Origin of the sequence: Streptomyces sp. AB3(2024) (genome assembly GCF_041862025.1) — a bacterium.
Taxonomy (GTDB): domain Bacteria; phylum Actinomycetota; class Actinomycetes; order Streptomycetales; family Streptomycetaceae; genus Streptomyces.
Genome location: NZ_JBGWAB010000166.1, coordinates 1 through 15,501 on the forward strand (window position 1 = coordinate 1; position 15,501 = coordinate 15,501).

13 protein-coding genes are annotated in these 15,501 nt (G+C 73.1%); 4 read left to right on the plus strand and 9 right to left on the minus strand.

Annotation, left to right across the window (positions count from 1 at the left end):
• Window positions 1-69 precede the first annotated feature (69 nt).
• Window positions 70-528 carry a hypothetical protein gene (locus ACEPPI_RS36500; RefSeq protein WP_373919564.1) on the minus strand — a complete coding sequence of 153 codons (459 nt, stop codon included), beginning with the start codon at window positions 526-528 and terminating at the stop codon, window positions 70-72.
• A gap of 131 nt (window positions 529-659) precedes the next feature.
• Between ACEPPI_RS36500 and ACEPPI_RS36505 the strand changes: the two genes are divergently transcribed.
• Together ACEPPI_RS36505 and ACEPPI_RS36510 are read left to right on the plus strand one after the other, a co-directional pair.
• The gene (locus ACEPPI_RS36505) at window positions 660-1,652 is read left to right on the plus strand and encodes an LLM class flavin-dependent oxidoreductase (protein ID WP_373919565.1); all 993 of its coding nucleotides are present in this window, start codon (window positions 660-662) and stop codon (window positions 1,650-1,652) included.
• An 18-nt stretch (window positions 1,653-1,670) separates the two neighbouring features.
• Window positions 1,671-4,100 (plus strand): ABC transporter, encoded by a 2,430-nt coding sequence (locus tag ACEPPI_RS36510; protein WP_373919566.1) that lies wholly within the window; start codon window positions 1,671-1,673, stop codon window positions 4,098-4,100.
• A 10-nt stretch (window positions 4,101-4,110) separates the two neighbouring features.
• Here the strand turns inward: ACEPPI_RS36510 and ACEPPI_RS36515 are convergent, their stop codons facing one another.
• The 4 genes from ACEPPI_RS36515 to ACEPPI_RS36530 form a co-directional block, all read right to left on the minus strand.
• Window positions 4,111-4,764 (minus strand): hypothetical protein, encoded by a 654-nt coding sequence (locus ACEPPI_RS36515; RefSeq protein ID WP_373919568.1) that lies wholly within the window; start codon window positions 4,762-4,764, stop codon window positions 4,111-4,113.
• A gap of 328 nt (window positions 4,765-5,092) precedes the next feature.
• Window positions 5,093-5,833: a succinate dehydrogenase/fumarate reductase iron-sulfur subunit gene (locus ACEPPI_RS36520; protein WP_373919569.1), complete on the minus strand. Its 741-nt coding sequence runs from the start codon at window positions 5,831-5,833 to the stop codon at window positions 5,093-5,095.
• A complete protein-coding gene (locus ACEPPI_RS36525) occupies window positions 5,830-7,743 on the minus strand; it encodes a fumarate reductase/succinate dehydrogenase flavoprotein subunit (RefSeq protein ID WP_373919576.1) in 1,914 nt (637 codons plus the stop codon). Before ACEPPI_RS36525 ends, ACEPPI_RS36520 begins: the two co-directional genes overlap by 4 nt.
• Before the next feature lie 131 nt (window positions 7,744-7,874).
• The gene (locus tag ACEPPI_RS36530) at window positions 7,875-8,579 is read right to left on the minus strand and encodes a succinate dehydrogenase (protein ID WP_373919570.1); all 705 of its coding nucleotides are present in this window, start codon (window positions 8,577-8,579) and stop codon (window positions 7,875-7,877) included.
• Between the two features lie 95 nt (window positions 8,580-8,674).
• Here ACEPPI_RS36530 and ACEPPI_RS36535 point away from each other — a divergent pair, with 95 nt between their 5' ends.
• Window positions 8,675-9,553 carry a LysR family transcriptional regulator gene (locus tag ACEPPI_RS36535; RefSeq protein WP_373919571.1) on the plus strand — a complete coding sequence of 293 codons (879 nt, stop codon included), beginning with the start codon at window positions 8,675-8,677 and terminating at the stop codon, window positions 9,551-9,553.
• A gap of 86 nt (window positions 9,554-9,639) precedes the next feature.
• Here the strand turns inward: ACEPPI_RS36535 and ACEPPI_RS36540 are convergent, their stop codons facing one another.
• Window positions 9,640-10,290, minus strand: a complete 651-nt coding sequence (locus ACEPPI_RS36540; RefSeq protein ID WP_373919572.1) for a TetR/AcrR family transcriptional regulator — start codon at window positions 10,288-10,290, stop codon at window positions 9,640-9,642.
• 105 nt (window positions 10,291-10,395) lie between these two features.
• Here ACEPPI_RS36540 and ACEPPI_RS36545 point away from each other — a divergent pair, with 105 nt between their 5' ends.
• Window positions 10,396-11,466 (plus strand): FAD-dependent monooxygenase, encoded by a 1,071-nt coding sequence (locus ACEPPI_RS36545; protein WP_373919573.1) that lies wholly within the window; start codon window positions 10,396-10,398, stop codon window positions 11,464-11,466.
• A gap of 128 nt (window positions 11,467-11,594) precedes the next feature.
• On the opposite strand, the gene ACEPPI_RS36550 is transcribed toward ACEPPI_RS36545, so the two are convergent.
• From ACEPPI_RS36550 to ACEPPI_RS36560, 3 genes are all read right to left on the minus strand, one after another.
• Window positions 11,595-13,754 carry a putative bifunctional diguanylate cyclase/phosphodiesterase gene (locus ACEPPI_RS36550; protein WP_373919577.1) on the minus strand — a complete coding sequence of 720 codons (2,160 nt, stop codon included), beginning with the start codon at window positions 13,752-13,754 and terminating at the stop codon, window positions 11,595-11,597.
• A 131-nt stretch (window positions 13,755-13,885) separates the two neighbouring features.
• Window positions 13,886-14,716 carry an SAM-dependent methyltransferase gene (locus ACEPPI_RS36555; RefSeq protein ID WP_373919574.1) on the minus strand — a complete coding sequence of 277 codons (831 nt, stop codon included), beginning with the start codon at window positions 14,714-14,716 and terminating at the stop codon, window positions 13,886-13,888.
• A 392-nt stretch (window positions 14,717-15,108) separates the two neighbouring features.
• Window positions 15,109-15,285, minus strand: coding sequence for a hypothetical protein (locus tag ACEPPI_RS36560; RefSeq protein WP_373919575.1), 177 nt, complete (start codon window positions 15,283-15,285; stop codon window positions 15,109-15,111).
• Window positions 15,286-15,501 lie beyond the last annotated feature (216 nt).

The window sequence follows — 15,501 nt, forward strand, 5'->3', positions numbered from 1 at the left end:
GTTCGTCGTCGTCCACGAGCATGCGCACCTCACTGCCCCGGCCGAGCCGCTTGAGCACCTCCAGCTTGGTCAGCCGGGCCGGCCGCCGGTCCTGGTTGCCGCGCATCCACAGCCGGCCGCGCGGGCGGCCTGGCAGACGAGTTCGTCGTCGTCCACGAGCATGCGCACCTCACTGCCCCGGCCGAGCCGCTTGAGCACCTCCAGCTTGGTCAGCCGGGCCGGCCGCCGGTCCTGGTTGCCGCGCATCCACATCCGGCCCTCGGGCAGGCCGTGCCGGACCAGCCAGTCCTCGGTGTCCGCCCGGCACCGCTCCGGGCGGCCGGTCAGGTACACGACCTCGCAGTCGGCCGCGCTCTCCACCGCGAGCGCGACGCCGCGCGCCAGCGGGGGATCGGCCGGGGCCGCTGCGAAGAAGCCCTCCCAGTCACGGGGCCGACCCTCCAGGAAGTGCTGGCGGTGGCCGGTGTCGGCCAGGGTGTTGTCGATGTCGAACACGGCCAGCGGGCGGCGGGATGCGGTCTCTGTCATGACCGCAGGGTAGGCGCCGCCACCGACACCGGACCGGGCGGGCGGGTGGCCGGCGGGCGGGGCGGGTCCCGTACGGGGCGCCGGCCGTCCCGCGCCGGGAATCCCCGCCGGCGCCACGCGTTGAGACCGGCGTGATCACAAGAATCTCGATCCTGGACCGCTCCCGCACCCGCGAAGGGCACCCCGCCCCCGAGGCGCTGCGCGAGACCGTGGAACTGGCCCGCGCGGCGGAGGAACTCGGCTACCACCGCTTCTGGGTGTCGGAGCACCACAGCGTGCCCGGGGTCGCGGGCTCCGCCCCCACCGTCCTGGCCGCCGCCGTGGCCGCCGCGACCCGGCGGATCCGGGTCGGCACCGGCGGGGTCATGCTGCCCAACCACCAGCCCCTGGTGGTCGCCGAGCAGTTCGGGGTCCTGGAGGCGCTGTTCCCCGGCCGGATCGACATGGGCCTGGGCCGCTCGGTCGGCTTCACGGGAGGGATCCGCCGCGCCCTGGGCCGGGACACCGGGGACGCCGACCGCTTCGAGGAGCAGCTGACGGAGCTGCTCGGCTGGATCGACGGCACCCAGCGGACCCACCCCGAGGTGCACGCCCGCCCCGCCGAGGGGCTGCGGGTACCGGCGTACGTACTGGCCACCGGCGAGGGCGCGGGGATCGCGGCCCGCGCCGGACTGCCGCTGGTGGTGGGCGACCTGCGCGCCCGCGCCCGGGTCACGGAGGCGGTCCGGCGCTACCGCGCGGAGTTCCGGCCCTCCGCCCGGTGCTCCACTCCCTACGTCGTGGTGTCGGGGACCGTCGCGGTCGCCGCCACCGAGGAGGAGGCCCGGCGGATCCTGGTCCCGGAGGCCTGGTCGCTGGCCCACTCCCGCACCCGGGGCGTCTTCCCGCCCCTGCGCCCGGCCGCCGCGATCGAGGCGATGGAGATGACCCCCAAGGAGCGGGAGCTGTACGAGGGCGCCCTCGCCGGGCACGTCGCGGGCACCGGGGAGCAGGTCGCGGCGGAACTCGCCCGGATCGCGGAGAGCACCGGGGCGGACGAGCTGCTCGTGACCACCTCCACGTACGACCGGACGGCCCTGCTGGACGGCTTCGCCAGGCTGGCGCGGATCGCCGGGCTGTCGTAGGGCCCTAAACTGGGGCGAATGCGCCACTCCCCCGATACCCCCGGTCCCGCCGTCCCCGGTCCCGGTCCCGGCCGCGACGCCGTCGATCCCTGCGTTCGGGTGCGGGGTGCCCGGGAGCACAACCTGCGCGGGGTCGACGTGGACATCCCCCGCGACACCCTGACCGTCTTCACCGGGGTCTCCGGCTCCGGGAAGAGCTCCCTGGCCTTCGGCACCCTCTACGCCGAGGCGCAGCGGCGGTACTTCGAGTCCGTGGCCCCCTACGCCCGGCGCCTCATCCACCAGATCGGCGCCCCGAAGGTGGACGCGGTCACGGGGCTGCCGCCCGCCGTCTCCCTGGAGCAGCGCCGCTCCTCCCCCGGCTCGCGCTCCTCGGTGGGCACGGTGACCCTGCTCTCCAACTCCCTGCGGATGCTGTACTCCCGGGCCGGTACGTACCCCCCGGGTGCGCCGCGCCTGGAGTCGGACGCCTTCTCCCCCAACACGGCCTCCGGCGCCTGCTCTTCCTGCCACGGGCTCGGGCGGATCCACCGCACCAGCGAGGAACTCCTCGTACCGGATCCGACGTTGTCGATCCGTCAGGGAGCCATCGCCGCCTGGCCGGGCGCCTGGCAGGGCAAGAACCTGCGCGACGTCCTGGATGTGCTCGGCCACGACGTGGACCGGCCGTGGCGGGAGCTGCCGGCGGCGGAACGCGAGTGGATCCTGTTCACCGAGGAGCAGCCGGTGGTCACCGTGCACCCGGTGCGGGACGCCGACCGGATCCAACGCCCCTACCAGGGCACCTACATGAGCGCCCACCGCTACGTGATGCGGACCTTCTCGGACACCAAGAGCGCGACCCTGCGGGCGCGGGCCGAGAAGTTCCTCACGGACGCGCCGTGCCCGGTGTGCGAGGGGCGCAGGCTGCGGCCGGAGGCCCTGGCGGTGACCTTCGCGGACCGCACGATCGCGGAGCTCGCGGGGCTCGCGCTGAGCGAGCTGGACGGCGTACTGGCGTCGGCCCGGACCGAGGGGGAGGCGGCCCGGGTGCTGGCCGAGGACCTGCGCGGGCGGATCGCGCCCGTCGTGGAACTCGGGCTCGGCTACCTGAGCCTGGACCGGACCGCGCCGACCCTGTCCGCGGGCGAGCTCCAGCGGCTGCGGCTGGCCACGCAGCTGCGGTCGGGGCTGTTCGGGGTGGTGTACGTCCTCGACGAGCCGTCGGCGGGGCTGCACCCGGCCGACACCGAGGCGCTGCTCGGCGTACTGGACCGGCTCAAGTCGGCCGGGAACACCGTCTTCGTGGTGGAGCACCACCTGGACGTGGTGCGGCACGCGGACTGGCTGGTGGACGTCGGTCCGCTGGCCGGGGAGCACGGGGGCCGGGTGCTGTACAGCGGGCCGCCGGAGGGGCTCGCGGGGGTGGCGGAGTCGGCGACGGCCCGCCACCTCTTCCCGCGGCCGGAGGCGGCGGGAGCCGCCCGGCCGGTGCGTACGGCCACCGGGACGGTCCGGGTCACCGGCGCCGACCGGCACAACCTGCGCGATCTGACGGTGGACTTCCCGCTCGGGGTGTTCACGGCGGTGACCGGGGTGTCGGGTTCGGGCAAGTCCACGCTGGTGGGTCAGGTGCTCGCGCGGGAGGTCGACGGGCGGCTGGCGGAGGCGGACTTCCCGGTGCGGCGGCTGGTGGAGGTGGACCAGAAGCCGATCGGCCGGACGCCCCGCTCCAACCTGGCCACGTACACGGGTCTGTTCGACGTGGTGCGCAGGCTGTTCACCGCGCTGCCGGAGTCGAAGGCGCGCGGCTGGAAGGCGGGCCGGTTCTCCTTCAACGTGCCGGGCGGACGCTGCGAGACCTGCCAGGGCGAGGGCTTCGTCTCCGTCGAGCTGCTCTTCCTGCCCAGTACGTACGCCCCCTGCCCGGTCTGCGCGGGCGCCCGGTACAACGCCGAGACGCTGGAGGTCCGGTACGCCGGTCTGGACATCGCGCAGGTCCTGGGGCTGACCGTGGAGGCGGCGGCCGTCTTCTTCGCGGACGTCCCGGCGGCGGCGCGCAGCCTGCGGGCGCTGGCGGACATCGGTCTGGGCTACCTGCGGCTGGGGCAGCCGGCGACGGAGCTCTCGGGCGGCGAGGCGCAGCGGATCAAGCTGGCGACGGAGCTGCAGCGGCTGCGCCGCGACCACACCCTGTACCTGCTGGACGAGCCGACGACGGGTCTGCACCCGGCCGACGTGCGGGTGCTGCTGGGGCAGTTGCACGGGCTGGTGGACGCGGGGCACTCGGTGGTGGTCGTGGAGCACGACATGGAGGTGGTGGCGGGCGCGGACTGGGTCGTCGACCTGGGTCCGGGCGGCGGCGCGGAGGGCGGCCGGGTCACGGCCTGCGGCCCGCCCGCGGAGGTCGCCGCCCGGGGCGAGGGCCGTACGGCCGGCTACCTGGCCCGCGCGCTGGAACCGGCGTAGGCCGGGTGTCCTACGCGTCGCCCGGCAGCAGGTGCTGCGGGAGTTCGCGGAAGGCCCAGTGGCCCCGGGTGCGGGTGAGGACCCAGACGAGGTCGTAGCGGTCGGGCCAGGCCGCGGGGAGGCCGCGGACCCGGTCCGCTCCGAGGGCGTGGAGCAGCCGGGGGATGCCGGTGTGCTCCCAGCAGACGAGGACGGGCATCCGGGCGGCCAGGACCTCGCGGGCCAGGTCCGTTTCGGCGCCGAGGGCGAATTCACCTCGTACGGGCATCCGCAGGGCGGTGGCCAGGGGCTCCAGGGTCTGTCTGCACCGGGCGGGGGCGTTCGCCGGCCCGCCGGTCGCGAAGAGCACGGCGGGCCGGGGCAGGCGGGCGCCGGCGGTCGGCGCGAACAGCAGGTGCAGCTCTTCGGCGCGGCGCACGCCCCGGCCGGCGAGGTGGCCGGGGTGCTCGACGCCGTCGTCGTCCTCGCCGGTGTCCCCGGCGTAGGGCTTCTCCGCGTGCCGCATCACCATGACGAGGGCGTCCTTGGGGGGCGGCTGGGGGCCGGGCGCCGGACTGCGTGAGGCATCTTCGTCGGCGCATCCGGCCGTCGCCAGGGGGGCGAGTGCCGCGGCGGCCAGCACGCTGCGTCGGCGCGGTCCGGACCCGGCGGGGGCTTGTGGCATGGGGTCCACTGAACCGCACGCCCCGGGCGCGGCCGGGGCGCGGCGCGGCGCGGGGCCCGTACGAGCGCCCGGTCGGCCGATCGGATCGGCCGATCGGCCCACCGCCCGAACGGACGACGGGCCCACCGGTGGCGGAACGGCGCTCCGGCGGGGCCGGCCCGGACCGCGGGGCCCACCGGGTGAGGGCGGCCCCCGGCCCACGGGTGCGGCCGTCGGCCCACGGGTGCGGGCCGCCTGGCCGACGGGTGCGGGCCGCCTGGCCGACGGGTGCGGGCCGCCTGGCCGACGGGTGCGGGCCGCCTGGCCGACGGGTGCGGGCCGCCTGGGCTCAGCCCTTGCGGACCGCGCGGAGCCATTCCCTGTTCATCGCGGCGATCGACGGCAGCGGGATGCCCTTGGGGCAGGCCGTGGCGCATTCGCCGGTCAGGGTGCAGCCGCCGAAGCCCTCGTCGTCCATCCGGCCCACCATGTCCAGCACCCGCGTCTCGCGCTCGGGGGAACCCTGCGGGAGCACGTTGAGGTGGTTGATCTTGGCGGAGGTGAACAGCATCGCGGAGCCGTTGGGGCAGGCCGCCACGCAGGCGCCGCAGCCGATGCACTCGGCGTGCTCGAAGGCGGAGTCGGCATCGGGCTTGGGCACGGCGGTGGCGTGCGCCTCGGGGGCGGATCCGGTCGGCGCCGTGATGTAGCCGCCGGCCTGGATGATCCGGTCGAAGGCGCTGCGGTCCACGACGAGGTCCTTGACCACGGGGAAGGCCGAGGCCCGCCACGGTTCGACGTCGATGGTGTCCCCGTCGGCGAAGGAACGCATGTGCAGCTGGCAGGTGGTGGTGCGCTCGGGTCCGTGGGCGTCGCCGTTGATGACGAGGCTGCACGCGCCGCAGATGCCCTCGCGGCAGTCGTGGTCGAAGGCCACCGGGTCCTCGCCGCGCAGGATGAGGTCCTCGTTCAGGGTGTCGAGCATCTCCAGGAAGGACATGTCCTTCGAGATGCCGTCGACCTCGTAGGAGGCCATGGCGCCGGGGGCGTCGGTGTTCCGCTGGCGCCAGACGCGCAGGGTGAGCTTCATGCGTAGCTCCGCTGGGTGGGGTGGACGTACTCGAAGACGAGGTCTTCCTTGTGCAGGACGGGTGCGGCCGCGGTGCCGCGGTACTCCCAGGCGGCGGCGTAGCCGAACTCCTCGTCGCGGCGGGCCGCTTCGCCGTCCGGGGTCTGGGACTCCTCGCGGAAGTGGCCGCCGCAGGACTCGGCGCGGTGGAGGGCGTCGAGGCACATCAGCTCGGCGAGTTCGAGGTAGTCGACGATGCGGTTGGCCTTCTCCAGCGACTGGTTGAACTCCTCGCCGCTGCCGGGGACCTTGATGCGCCGCCAGAACTCCTCGCGGATCTCCGGAATGCGGTTCAGGGCCTTGCGCAGGCCCTCCTCGGTGCGGGCCATCCCGCAGTACTCCCACATGAGTTCGCCGATCTCGCGGTGGAAGGAGTCGGGCGTGCGGTCCCCGTCGACGGCGAGCAGCTTGGCGAGGCAGTCGCGGGTCTCGCGGACGGCGGCCGCGGCCTCGGGGTGGCTGTCGTCGACCTCCTCGTGGTGCGGGTGGCGGGCGAGGTAGTCGTTGATGGTCGAGGGGAGCACGAAATAGCCGTCTCCGAGGCCCTGCATGAGGGCGGAGGCGCCGAGGCGGTTGGCCCCGTGGTCGGAGAAGTTGGCCTCGCCGATCGCGAACAGGCCGGGGACGGTCGTCTGGAGGTCGTAGTCGACCCACAGGCCGCCCATCGTGTAGTGCACGGCGGGGTAGATCCGCATCGGGATCTCGTACGGGTTCTCGGCGGTGATCCGCTCGTACATGTCGAAGAGGTTGCCGTACTTCTCGGCGACCTTGTCGCGGCCCATGCGGCGGATGGCGTCGGCGAAGTCGAGGTAGACGCCCTGCCCGCCGGGGCCGACGCCGCGGCCCTCGTCGCAGACGTTCTTCGCGGCGCGGGAGGCGATGTCGCGGGGCACGAGGTTGCCGAAGGAGGGGTAGATCCGCTCCAGGTAGTAGTCGCGCTCCGCTTCGGGGATCTCGGCGGCGGGGCGGGTGTCGCCCTTGGCCCGGGGGACCCAGATGCGGCCGTCGTTGCGCAGGGACTCGCTCATCAGGGTGAGCTTGGACTGGTGGTCGCCGGTGCGCGGGATGCAGGTGGGGTGGATCTGGGTGAAGCAGGGGTTGGCGAAGTACGCCCCGCGCCGGTGCGCCCGCCAGACGGCGGTCGCGTTGGAGTTCATGGCGTTGGTGGAGAGGTAGAAGACGTTGCCGTACCCGCCGCTGGCCAGCACCACGGCGTCGGCGTAGTGGGTGGAGATCCTTCCGGTGACCAGGTCGCGGACGACGATGCCGCGGGCGACTCCGTCGACGGTGATCAGGTCGAGCATCTCGGTGCGGGCGTGCATCTCGACGTTCCCGGCGGCGATCTGCCGCGACAGCGCCTGGTAGGCGCCGAGCAGCAGCTGCTGACCGGTCTGGCCGCGGGCGTAGAAGGTGCGGGAGACCTGGACGCCGCCGAAGGAGCGGGTGTCGAGGAGGCCACCGTACTCGCGGGCGAAGGGAACGCCCTGGGCCACGCACTGGTCGATGATCTCGACGGAGATCTGGGCGAGGCGGTGGACGTTGGACTCGCGGGCGCGGAAGTCCCCGCCCTTGACGGTGTCGTAGAAGAGGCGGTGGACGGAGTCCCCGTCGTTGCGGTAGTTCTTCGCGGCGTTGATGCCGCCCTGCGCGGCGATGGAGTGCGCGCGGCGCGGGGAGTCCGAGAAGCAGAACTGGACGACGTGGTAGCCCTGCTCCGCGAGGGTGGCGCCGGCCGCGCCGCCCGCCAGGCCGGTGCCGACGACGATGACACGGTGCTTGCGGCGGTTGGCGGGGTTGACGAGCTTGGCCTCGAAGCGGCGGCGGTCCCAGCGTTCTGCGATCGGGCCCTCGGGGGCCTTGGTGTCGGCGATCGGGTCGCCGGTCGTGTAGTCGGCGTAGGCGGTGTGGGCCGCGTGATCGGACTGGTCGAAGTGATCGGTGTGGTCGGAGTGATGGGTGTGGTCGGAGTGATGGGTGCGATCGGAGTGATCGGTGTTCACGGTCAGCTCACCATTCCGGTCATGACGGCGACGGGGACGGACACGAAGCCCGCGAAGAGGACGAGGGCCAGGGCGTTGGCCAGGAACTTCAGCGTCCGCTCGCGCCGGGCGCTGCCCGCGCCGAGGGTCTGCGCGGCGCTCCAGAAGCCGTGGCGGACGTGGAGGCCGAGGGCCGCCATCGCCACGATGTAGATGGTGTTCCCGTACCAGGTCGAGAAGGTGGCGAGGACGTTCTCGTAGGGGTGGCCGGCCCAGGCGCGCTCGTTGACGGTGAGCGTGGTGAGGTCGAGGAGGTGCCAGACGATGAAGAGGGCGAGGACGATCCCGCCCCAGCGCATCGTGCGGGTGGCGTAGCTCGCTCGTCGGCGCTTGTGGGCGTACTTCACCGGGCGTGCCTTGATGTCACGCCGGCTGAGCTGGTAGGCGCACACGGCGTGCGCGACGACGGCGGCGACCAGGACCACGCGCACGATCCACAGGGCCCACTCGTGGTGCAGGAACGGTGAGCCGAGGGTGCGCAGCCAGTGGGCGTAGCCGTTGAACTCGTTCGCCCCGAAGAAGATCTTGAGGTTGCCGAGCATGTGCACGACGAGATAGCCGAGCATGATCAGGCCGGATACGGCCATCACGGACTTCTTGCCGACGGTGGAGTCCCAGATGGTGCGCGTGGTGGACGGCCGTCGATCCGTCCGCGTTGCCAGAGCCATGCCATCGACCGTAAGGACCAAGGTCCCGAAAGGTCCAAGACATGGTGGAGCTGATCGCGATAGTCAATACCTATCGTGGGCGCTAGCCTGGTGGTATGCAGTTCCAGCAGCTCGTCTACTTCGTGGCCGTCGCCGAGACCCGGCACTTCACCCGCGCCGCCGAGCGTGAGCACGTGGCGCAGCCGTCGCTGTCGCAGCAGATCAAGGCGCTCGAACGGGAGCTGGGCGCCGAACTCTTCAGCCGCGCCCGGGGGAACATCGCACTCACCGACGCGGGCGAGGCACTGCTGCCGCTGGCGCGGCGGATCCTGGCCGACGCGGACACGGCGCGGCTGGAGGTGCAGGAGCTGGCGCAGCTGCGGCGCGGCCGGGTCCGGCTGGGCGCGACGCCGAGCGTCTGCACGGGCCTGCTGCCGGCGGTGCTGCGAGCCTTCCACACGGCGCACCCGGGGATCGAGCTGCTGATCGAGGAGAGCGGTTCGCTGGACCTCGTACGCGAACTGGCGCGGGGGGTGCTGGACCTGGCCCTGATCGCGCTGCCGCTGCCGCCCTCGGCGCCCGCGCTGACGACGGTGGAGCTGCTGACGGAGGACCTGGTGGTGGTCTCGTCGGCCGATCTCCCGCCGCCGGCGGGCGGGCGGGAACCGGCCATCTCGGACCTGCGGGACGAGCCGATGGTGATGTTCCGCCACGGCTACGACCTGCGAGACCTGACGGTGGCGGCATGCCGGGCGGCGGGCTTCGAGCCGGTGTTCACGGTGGAGGGCGGCGAGATGGACGCGGTACTGGGCTTCGTGCGGGCGGGTCTGGGCATCGCCGTGGTCCCGGCCATGGTCGTCGACACCGCTGGTCCGGGCCTGCGCGCCACACGGCTCGCGGGCTCGCCGCTGCGCCGCACGATCGCGCTGGCCCACCGTACCGACGTGGCACCTCCGCGCGCGGCGCGCGAACTGAAGCGCATGCTCGTCGGCTGAGCGGCCGGCGCCGGGCACGTCCCGCACCCTCCCCGGCCGCTGATCCTTGCGCGGCCGCGCCATCAGCCCAAACGCCGGCTCGGACGTCAGCTCGGACGTCTCGGCGGGAGCATGGTCCGGTCGAAGCCGTCGGCCAGCATGCCGAAGGCCTGGTCCGCCTCGGCCACGGCCGCCGGATGGACTTCGTCGACGGTGGCGCCCGCCGCGAGGCGGCGCCAGTTCTCCCGGCCGAGCTCGTGACGGGCCGCCACCAGGTGCGTGGCGGCGAGCCGGGCGGCGAGCGGCGGCACCGACTCCGCTTCCAGGGCCGCGGCGAGCAGCTCCACCTCGCGGGCCGTGTAATGGGCGATCCGGGCCTCCAGGCTCGTGGTGGAGTAGAGCAGCCCCTGGAAGGCCAGCACGTCGGGGTGGTCACAGAGGCCGGTGATCGGATCGCGCTCGGCGAGGGCCGCCAGGAAGTGCGCGCGCACCGCCCCGACCGGAGTGAGGCCCGCGCCCCGGTCGCGCACGATGCGGGCCACCTCGTCCTGATGGTCGGCGAAGCGGTCGAGCACCAGGTCCTCCTTGCTCGGGAAGTACCGGAACAGGGTGGGTTTGGACACCTCGGCCGCGGCCGCGACATCGGCCACGGACACGGCGTCGAAGCCCCGTTCCAGGAAGAGTTCCAGCGCCGTGGCCGCCAGCAGGCGACGCGTACGCAGCTTCTTGCTCTCGCGCAGACCCGTCGTGTTGTCCATGCGTCCACCGTACCACGGAATTGTGACCGAGTTAATTTCATTACCGGGTTGCTTTTTCTCCCCGGGGGCGCTTTCCTTGTGTCATCGACGACGAGAGGACATCCGATGACCGACGTACTGATCGTGGGATCCGGCCCCACGGGGCTGACCCTGGCCTGTGAACTCGCCCTGAGCGGAGCTGCCGTCCGCGTCATCGAGGGGCGCGGCGCGCCGCACCGCGAGTCCCGCGGCAAGGGGCTCTGGCCGAGCAGCCTCGATGTCCTCCAGGGGCTGGGCGCCGCCGAGTCCATGACGGCCGTCGGAGGCAGCGAGGTGGTCCTGCGCAAGTACTTCGACGGAGCGCACGTCAACGACACTCCCATGCCCGGCGGCGGCCTGCTGATCGGGCAGTGGCAGGTCGAAGAGGCACTGCGCGACCGGCTCGCCGCCCTGGGTGTCCAGGTCGAGTACGGGTCCCGGCTCGCCGGGATCACCCAGCACGCGGCCGGGGTCCGCGCGGAACTGGCGGACGGCACAGGGATCGGGGCCCGCTATCTCGCCGGGTGCGACGGCGGGCGCAGCGCCACCCGCAAAGTCCTCGGCATCCCCTTCGAAGGCAGCGGGGAGGAGGAGCCCGCGATGGTCGTCGGGGACGTCCGGGCCCCCGGGCTCAGCAGGGATTTCTGGCACCAGTGGTTCACCTCGGAGGGCGGCGGGATACTGCTCTGCCCGATGCCGGGGACGGACACCTTCCAGTTGCAGGCCGCACCCGAGCAGGACGGGCGGGGCGGAGTGCTTCCGGCGTCGCTGGAGAGCTTCCAGCGGCTCTTCGACCGGCACGCCCGGATGCCGGGGGTCCGGCTCGCGGACGCCACGTGGCTCTCCTCCTGGCGGGTCAACGTCCGCATGGCCGCCCGGATGCGGGAGGGCCGGGCCTTTCTCGCCGGGGACGCCGCGCACGTCCACCCCATAGCCGGCGGGCTGGGCATGAACACCGGCATCCAGGACGCGGCCGCCCTCGGCCGGACGCTGATCGCGGCCCTCACCGGACAGGCCGGTGAGGAGGTGCTCGACGGGTACGGGGCCGAGCGCTTGCCGGTGGCCGCCGAGGTCCTGGCCGACACCTCACAGCGGTACGAGCGGGTTCTGGCAGCCGTCCGGACGCCCGGCCGGGGAACGGAGGCAGGCCTGGACTGACACCGGCCCGGCCCGACTGCCCCGGCCCTCCCCCACCCGGCCCGGCCGCCGCGACGCCGGGCTTCGGCCCGGACCCCGGCTCCGGGTTCCGGCCCCGCCGGGCGGCCGGGCAGACGGCCGGGCAGGCGTCAGGAAGAGGTGGGTACGGCGTCCGAGAGGGAGAGGGCGTGGATGCGGTCCGGGGATCCGGGGCGGGCGTAGTACCAGCCCTGGGCGGTGTCGCAGCCGAGGGCGCGGAGCTGGGCCGCCTGGGCGCCGGTCTCCACCCCCTCGACCGTCACCGCGAGTTCGAGGCTGTGAGCCAGGGCGACGATGCCCTCCACGATCTTGACGTCGACGGGGTTGGCCGGCTGCTGCTGCATCCCCTGGGTGAAGGAGCGGTCCAGCTTCAGGACGCTGACCGGGAGGCGGCGGAGGTTGGCCAGGTTCGAGTAGCCGGTGCCGAAATCGTCGAGGGCGATGTCCACGCCGAGGGCGGCGAGTCGGCGCAGGGGCTCCAGGAGTTCGTCGTCGGCTCCGATCAGCGCCGATTCGGTCACCTCCAGGCACAGGGAGCCCGGGGCCAGGCCGGAGCTCTCCAGCACGCGCACGGTGTCGGCGACCAGGCCCGGGTGGTGAAGCTGGGTCGGCGAGAGGTTGACGTTGACGCGCAGGGTCGCCCCGCCGTGCTGGCGCTGCCAGTTGCGGGCCTGGCGGACCGATTCCTCCAGGACCCAGCGGCCGAGCGGCACGATCAGTCCGGTCCGCTCCGCGAGCGGGATGAAGCGGTCCGGGCCGAGGACCCCGTACTGCGGGTGCGACCAGCGCACCAGCGCCTCGGCGCCGTGCACGCTGCCGTCGTGCATGTGCACCAGCGGCTGGTACTCGATGAAGAACTCGCCGCGTTCCAGCGCGGCCGGCAGGGCGTTGGTCAGTCCGTGCCGGGTGATGGCGCGGGCGTCGGCCTCCGCGTCGGCGAACTCGAAGCGGTTGCCCCCGGCCGCCTTGGCCCGGTACATGGTGATGTCGGCGCTGCGCAGCACCTCGGCCGCGGTGCGTTCACCCGCCCGGCCCTCCACGATGCCGATGCTGCCGCGTACCGTGAGCTCCCGGCCCTCCAGCCGGATGGGGGTGGACAGCGCGGAGAGGATCCGCACGGCCAGGTCCGTCACCTTCTCCTCGCTGTCGGCGGCGGGCCCGGTGGTCAGGGCGACGAACTCGTCGCCGCCCAGGCGCGCGACCACCTCCCCCGGTCCGGTCGCGCAGCTCTGGAGCCGGTCGGCCACCTCCACCAGCAGCCGGTCGCCCGCCGAGTGGCCGAGGCTGTCGTTGACCGCCTTGAACCCGTCGAGGTCGAGGTAGCACAGGCCGAAGCGACTGGTGGGCGCTCCGCCGAGGGCCTTCTCCAGCCGTTCGAAGAACAGCGTGCGGTTGGGCAGCCCGGTGAGCGCGTCGTGGGTGGCCTCGTAGCGCAGGCGCAGGTTGAGCAGGCGGCGCTCGGTGGTGTCCTCCATCAGGGCCAGCTGGTACTGGGGGACGCCGTCGGCGTCGCGCAGCAGCGACACCGTCAGGTTGGTCCACAGGACGGTCCCGTCGTGCCGGTAGTAGGGCTTCTCCACCCGGTAGTGCTCGCGCTCCCCGCGCACCAGCTCCCCGTACATCCGCCAGACGTGCGGGGTGTCGTCGGGATGTCCCCATTCGCTGACGTTGCGGCCCCGGACGTGGCCTTCGAGGCCGCCGAACATCTGGAGCAGGGTGTCGTTGACCTCCAGCACGTTGCCCTGCAGGTCGGCGATGCCGATCCCGACGGCCGCGCCCTCGAAGACCGCCCGGAAGCGTTCCTCGCTCGCGTGCAGGGCCTGCTGTGCGTCGATGCGTGCCGTCAGGGCGGAGCGGGCGATGGCCTCCTGTTCCCGCAGGGTCCGCTCGCGCAGGGCCCGGGCGAAACCGGCCGCGATGCCGTGCTGGAGCCGCGCACAGCGGGAACGGTACTCCTCGGTCCCCTCGGTCCCGGAGCCGTCCGGCCCGCAGTAGAGGACCAGGTAGGACTCGACCACGCCCAGGGTGCCGGCGAGCGCCTCGGGGTCGGTGCAGTGCACGGCGACCAGTTCGGCGCCGACGCGCTGGGCGACACCGGCGTCGAAGGGCCGGGCGTGGAGGGCCTCGGTGAGGGTACGGGTGAGGGGGACCAGGTGCCGTTCGAACTCGGGCCGGGTCAGCGATGTGGCCGTGACGGGGAAGATGGCCCGTCCCCAGATCGTCGCGAAACGCGCGATCCGGTCCTCAAGTCCGCTGCGCAGCTCGCGCAGCGGCGCCCGGCCCGAGTGCGGGCCGGGCGTTTCGAGGGGTGCCGGCGGGTCCTGCGGGGGCGTCGCCCGGCCGGTGTCCGCCTCGCGGGACGGACTCGGGGTGGCGGGTGGCGGGGTCGGAGCGGGGAGTCTCACGCCTTGCGTCCCACGCCGCCGTAGCCCGAGAAGGCGTACGGGTCCTCCGGAGCCTCGCCCTCCGCGAGCGGACCGGTGCGGTCCGGACGCCAGTCGGGCATCGACACCAGGCCCGGCTCCAGCAGTTCGAAGCCGTCGAAGAAGCCGCTGATGGCGTTGTGGTTCCGCATGACCAGCGGGTTGCGGATGTCGCGGTAGACGCCGACCGTGCCGGACGCGACCTCCTCGGTGAGCGGAATGCCCTCGTAGGAGGCGTGGGTGAGGATCAGCAGGCTGCCGGGGGCCAGCGCTTCGCGCAGCTGCGCGACGGCGGCGCAGGGCTCGTCGGTGTCCTCCAGGAAGTGCAGGACGGCGACCAGCAGCAGCGCGACGGGCCGGTCGAGGTCCAGCAGCCGGGCGGTTTCGGGAGCGGACAGGATGTCCTGCGGCTTGCGCAGGTCGGCGGCGACGACGCCGGAGCGCTCGTCACCGGCCAGGACGGCCTGGCTGTGCGCCACGGCCACCGGGTCGTGGTCGACGTAGACCACGTGGGCCTCGGGGCTCGCGGCGTGGGCGACCTCGTGGACGTTGCCGAAAGTCGGGATGCCGGAGCCGATGTCGAGGAACTGTGTGATGCCCTCGGCGACCGCGTGGCGGACGGCGCGGCGCATGAATGCCCGGTTGGCCTGCATGATCTTGGGGAGCCCCGGCATGAATTCCATGGCCCGGCGGGCCGCCTGGCGGTCGACCTCGAAATTGTGGGAGCCGCCCAGGTAGTAATCGTAGATGCGGGACACGCTCGGCACCGATATGTCGATGCCTGGCGGGGCCCAGGCGGGGCGTTCCATCGGGGTCTCCAAGCCGTCGTCGTGCCGGTCCGTCCGGGGGGTGGGACGGGGGTCGGACTCCTGTCCGAGCCGAATGTACTGATCATTTGCCAACGGAGCGAGTAAAAGCGGAAATTGGCGGTCCGTTCTTGGTCACACACCAAAGGCACGTGCAGGTCCGGACACCTCTGGTGAAGAAACCGACAAATACCTTTTGAGATTTGACCGGAGGGCGGTCCGAGGCGCTCCGGAGCTGGCTCAAACCTCTACGGTGCCAACTCCGCCCGTTCAGGCGAACCGGTTCCGTGCCCCGCGCGCGCGGGCGCGCGCGGCCGCATGCTCCCCGGGTGAACAGAGCCTGTGCCAGGCGCCTGCTGGCGGTTCCGGTCCTGCTGTGGGCGGCCCTGTCCGCCTCACCGGCCGTGGCCGATAGCTGCGCTTACGCGACGATCGACGCCGGGGACGGCCGGACCGTCCTGGAGGCGTTCGCGACCGCCGGCGGCGGCGCGGACGATGCCGGCCGGGGTGGCGGACATCACCACGACGGACACGGCGGCGGGCACGGCGGGGGGCACGGTGGCGGCCACCACTGCCCGCCGCCGCCTCCCCCGCCCTGCCCGCCGAAGCCGACGCCCACCCCCACGCCGACGCCGCCACCGCCGAAGCCGACCCCGACGCCCACCCCGACGCCCCCACCCCCCCCCCCCCCCAACCCCCCCCCCCCCCCCCCCCCCCCCCCCCCCCCCCCGCCACCCCACATAGGCAAATCAAAACTCTTAAATAAACTAAAATAGTTGTTATTTGTT

Bases quoted from the DNA above. Each gene is read 5' to 3' on its own strand.
- ACEPPI_RS36510 (WP_373919566.1), top strand. From the start codon at position 1,671: ATGCGCCACTCCCCCGATACCCCCGGTCCCGCCGTCCCCGGTCCCGGT.
- ACEPPI_RS36515 (WP_373919568.1), bottom strand. From the start codon at position 4,764: ATGCCACAAGCCCCCGCCGGGTCCGGACCGCGCCGACGCAGCGTGCTG.
- ACEPPI_RS36530 (WP_373919570.1), bottom strand. From the start codon at position 8,579: ATGGCTCTGGCAACGCGGACGGATCGACGGCCGTCCACCACGCGCACC.
- ACEPPI_RS36540 (WP_373919572.1), bottom strand. From the start codon at position 10,290: ATGGACAACACGACGGGTCTGCGCGAGAGCAAGAAGCTGCGTACGCGT.
- ACEPPI_RS36545 (WP_373919573.1), top strand. From the start codon at position 10,396: ATGACCGACGTACTGATCGTGGGATCCGGCCCCACGGGGCTGACCCTG.
- ACEPPI_RS36520 (WP_373919569.1), bottom strand. From the start codon at position 5,833: ATGAAGCTCACCCTGCGCGTCTGGCGCCAGCGGAACACCGACGCCCCC.
- ACEPPI_RS36555 (WP_373919574.1), bottom strand. From the start codon at position 14,716: ATGGAACGCCCCGCCTGGGCCCCGCCAGGCATCGACATATCGGTGCCG.
- ACEPPI_RS36500 (WP_373919564.1), bottom strand. From the start codon at position 528: ATGACAGAGACCGCATCCCGCCGCCCGCTGGCCGTGTTCGACATCGAC.
- ACEPPI_RS36535 (WP_373919571.1), top strand. From the start codon at position 8,675: ATGCAGTTCCAGCAGCTCGTCTACTTCGTGGCCGTCGCCGAGACCCGG.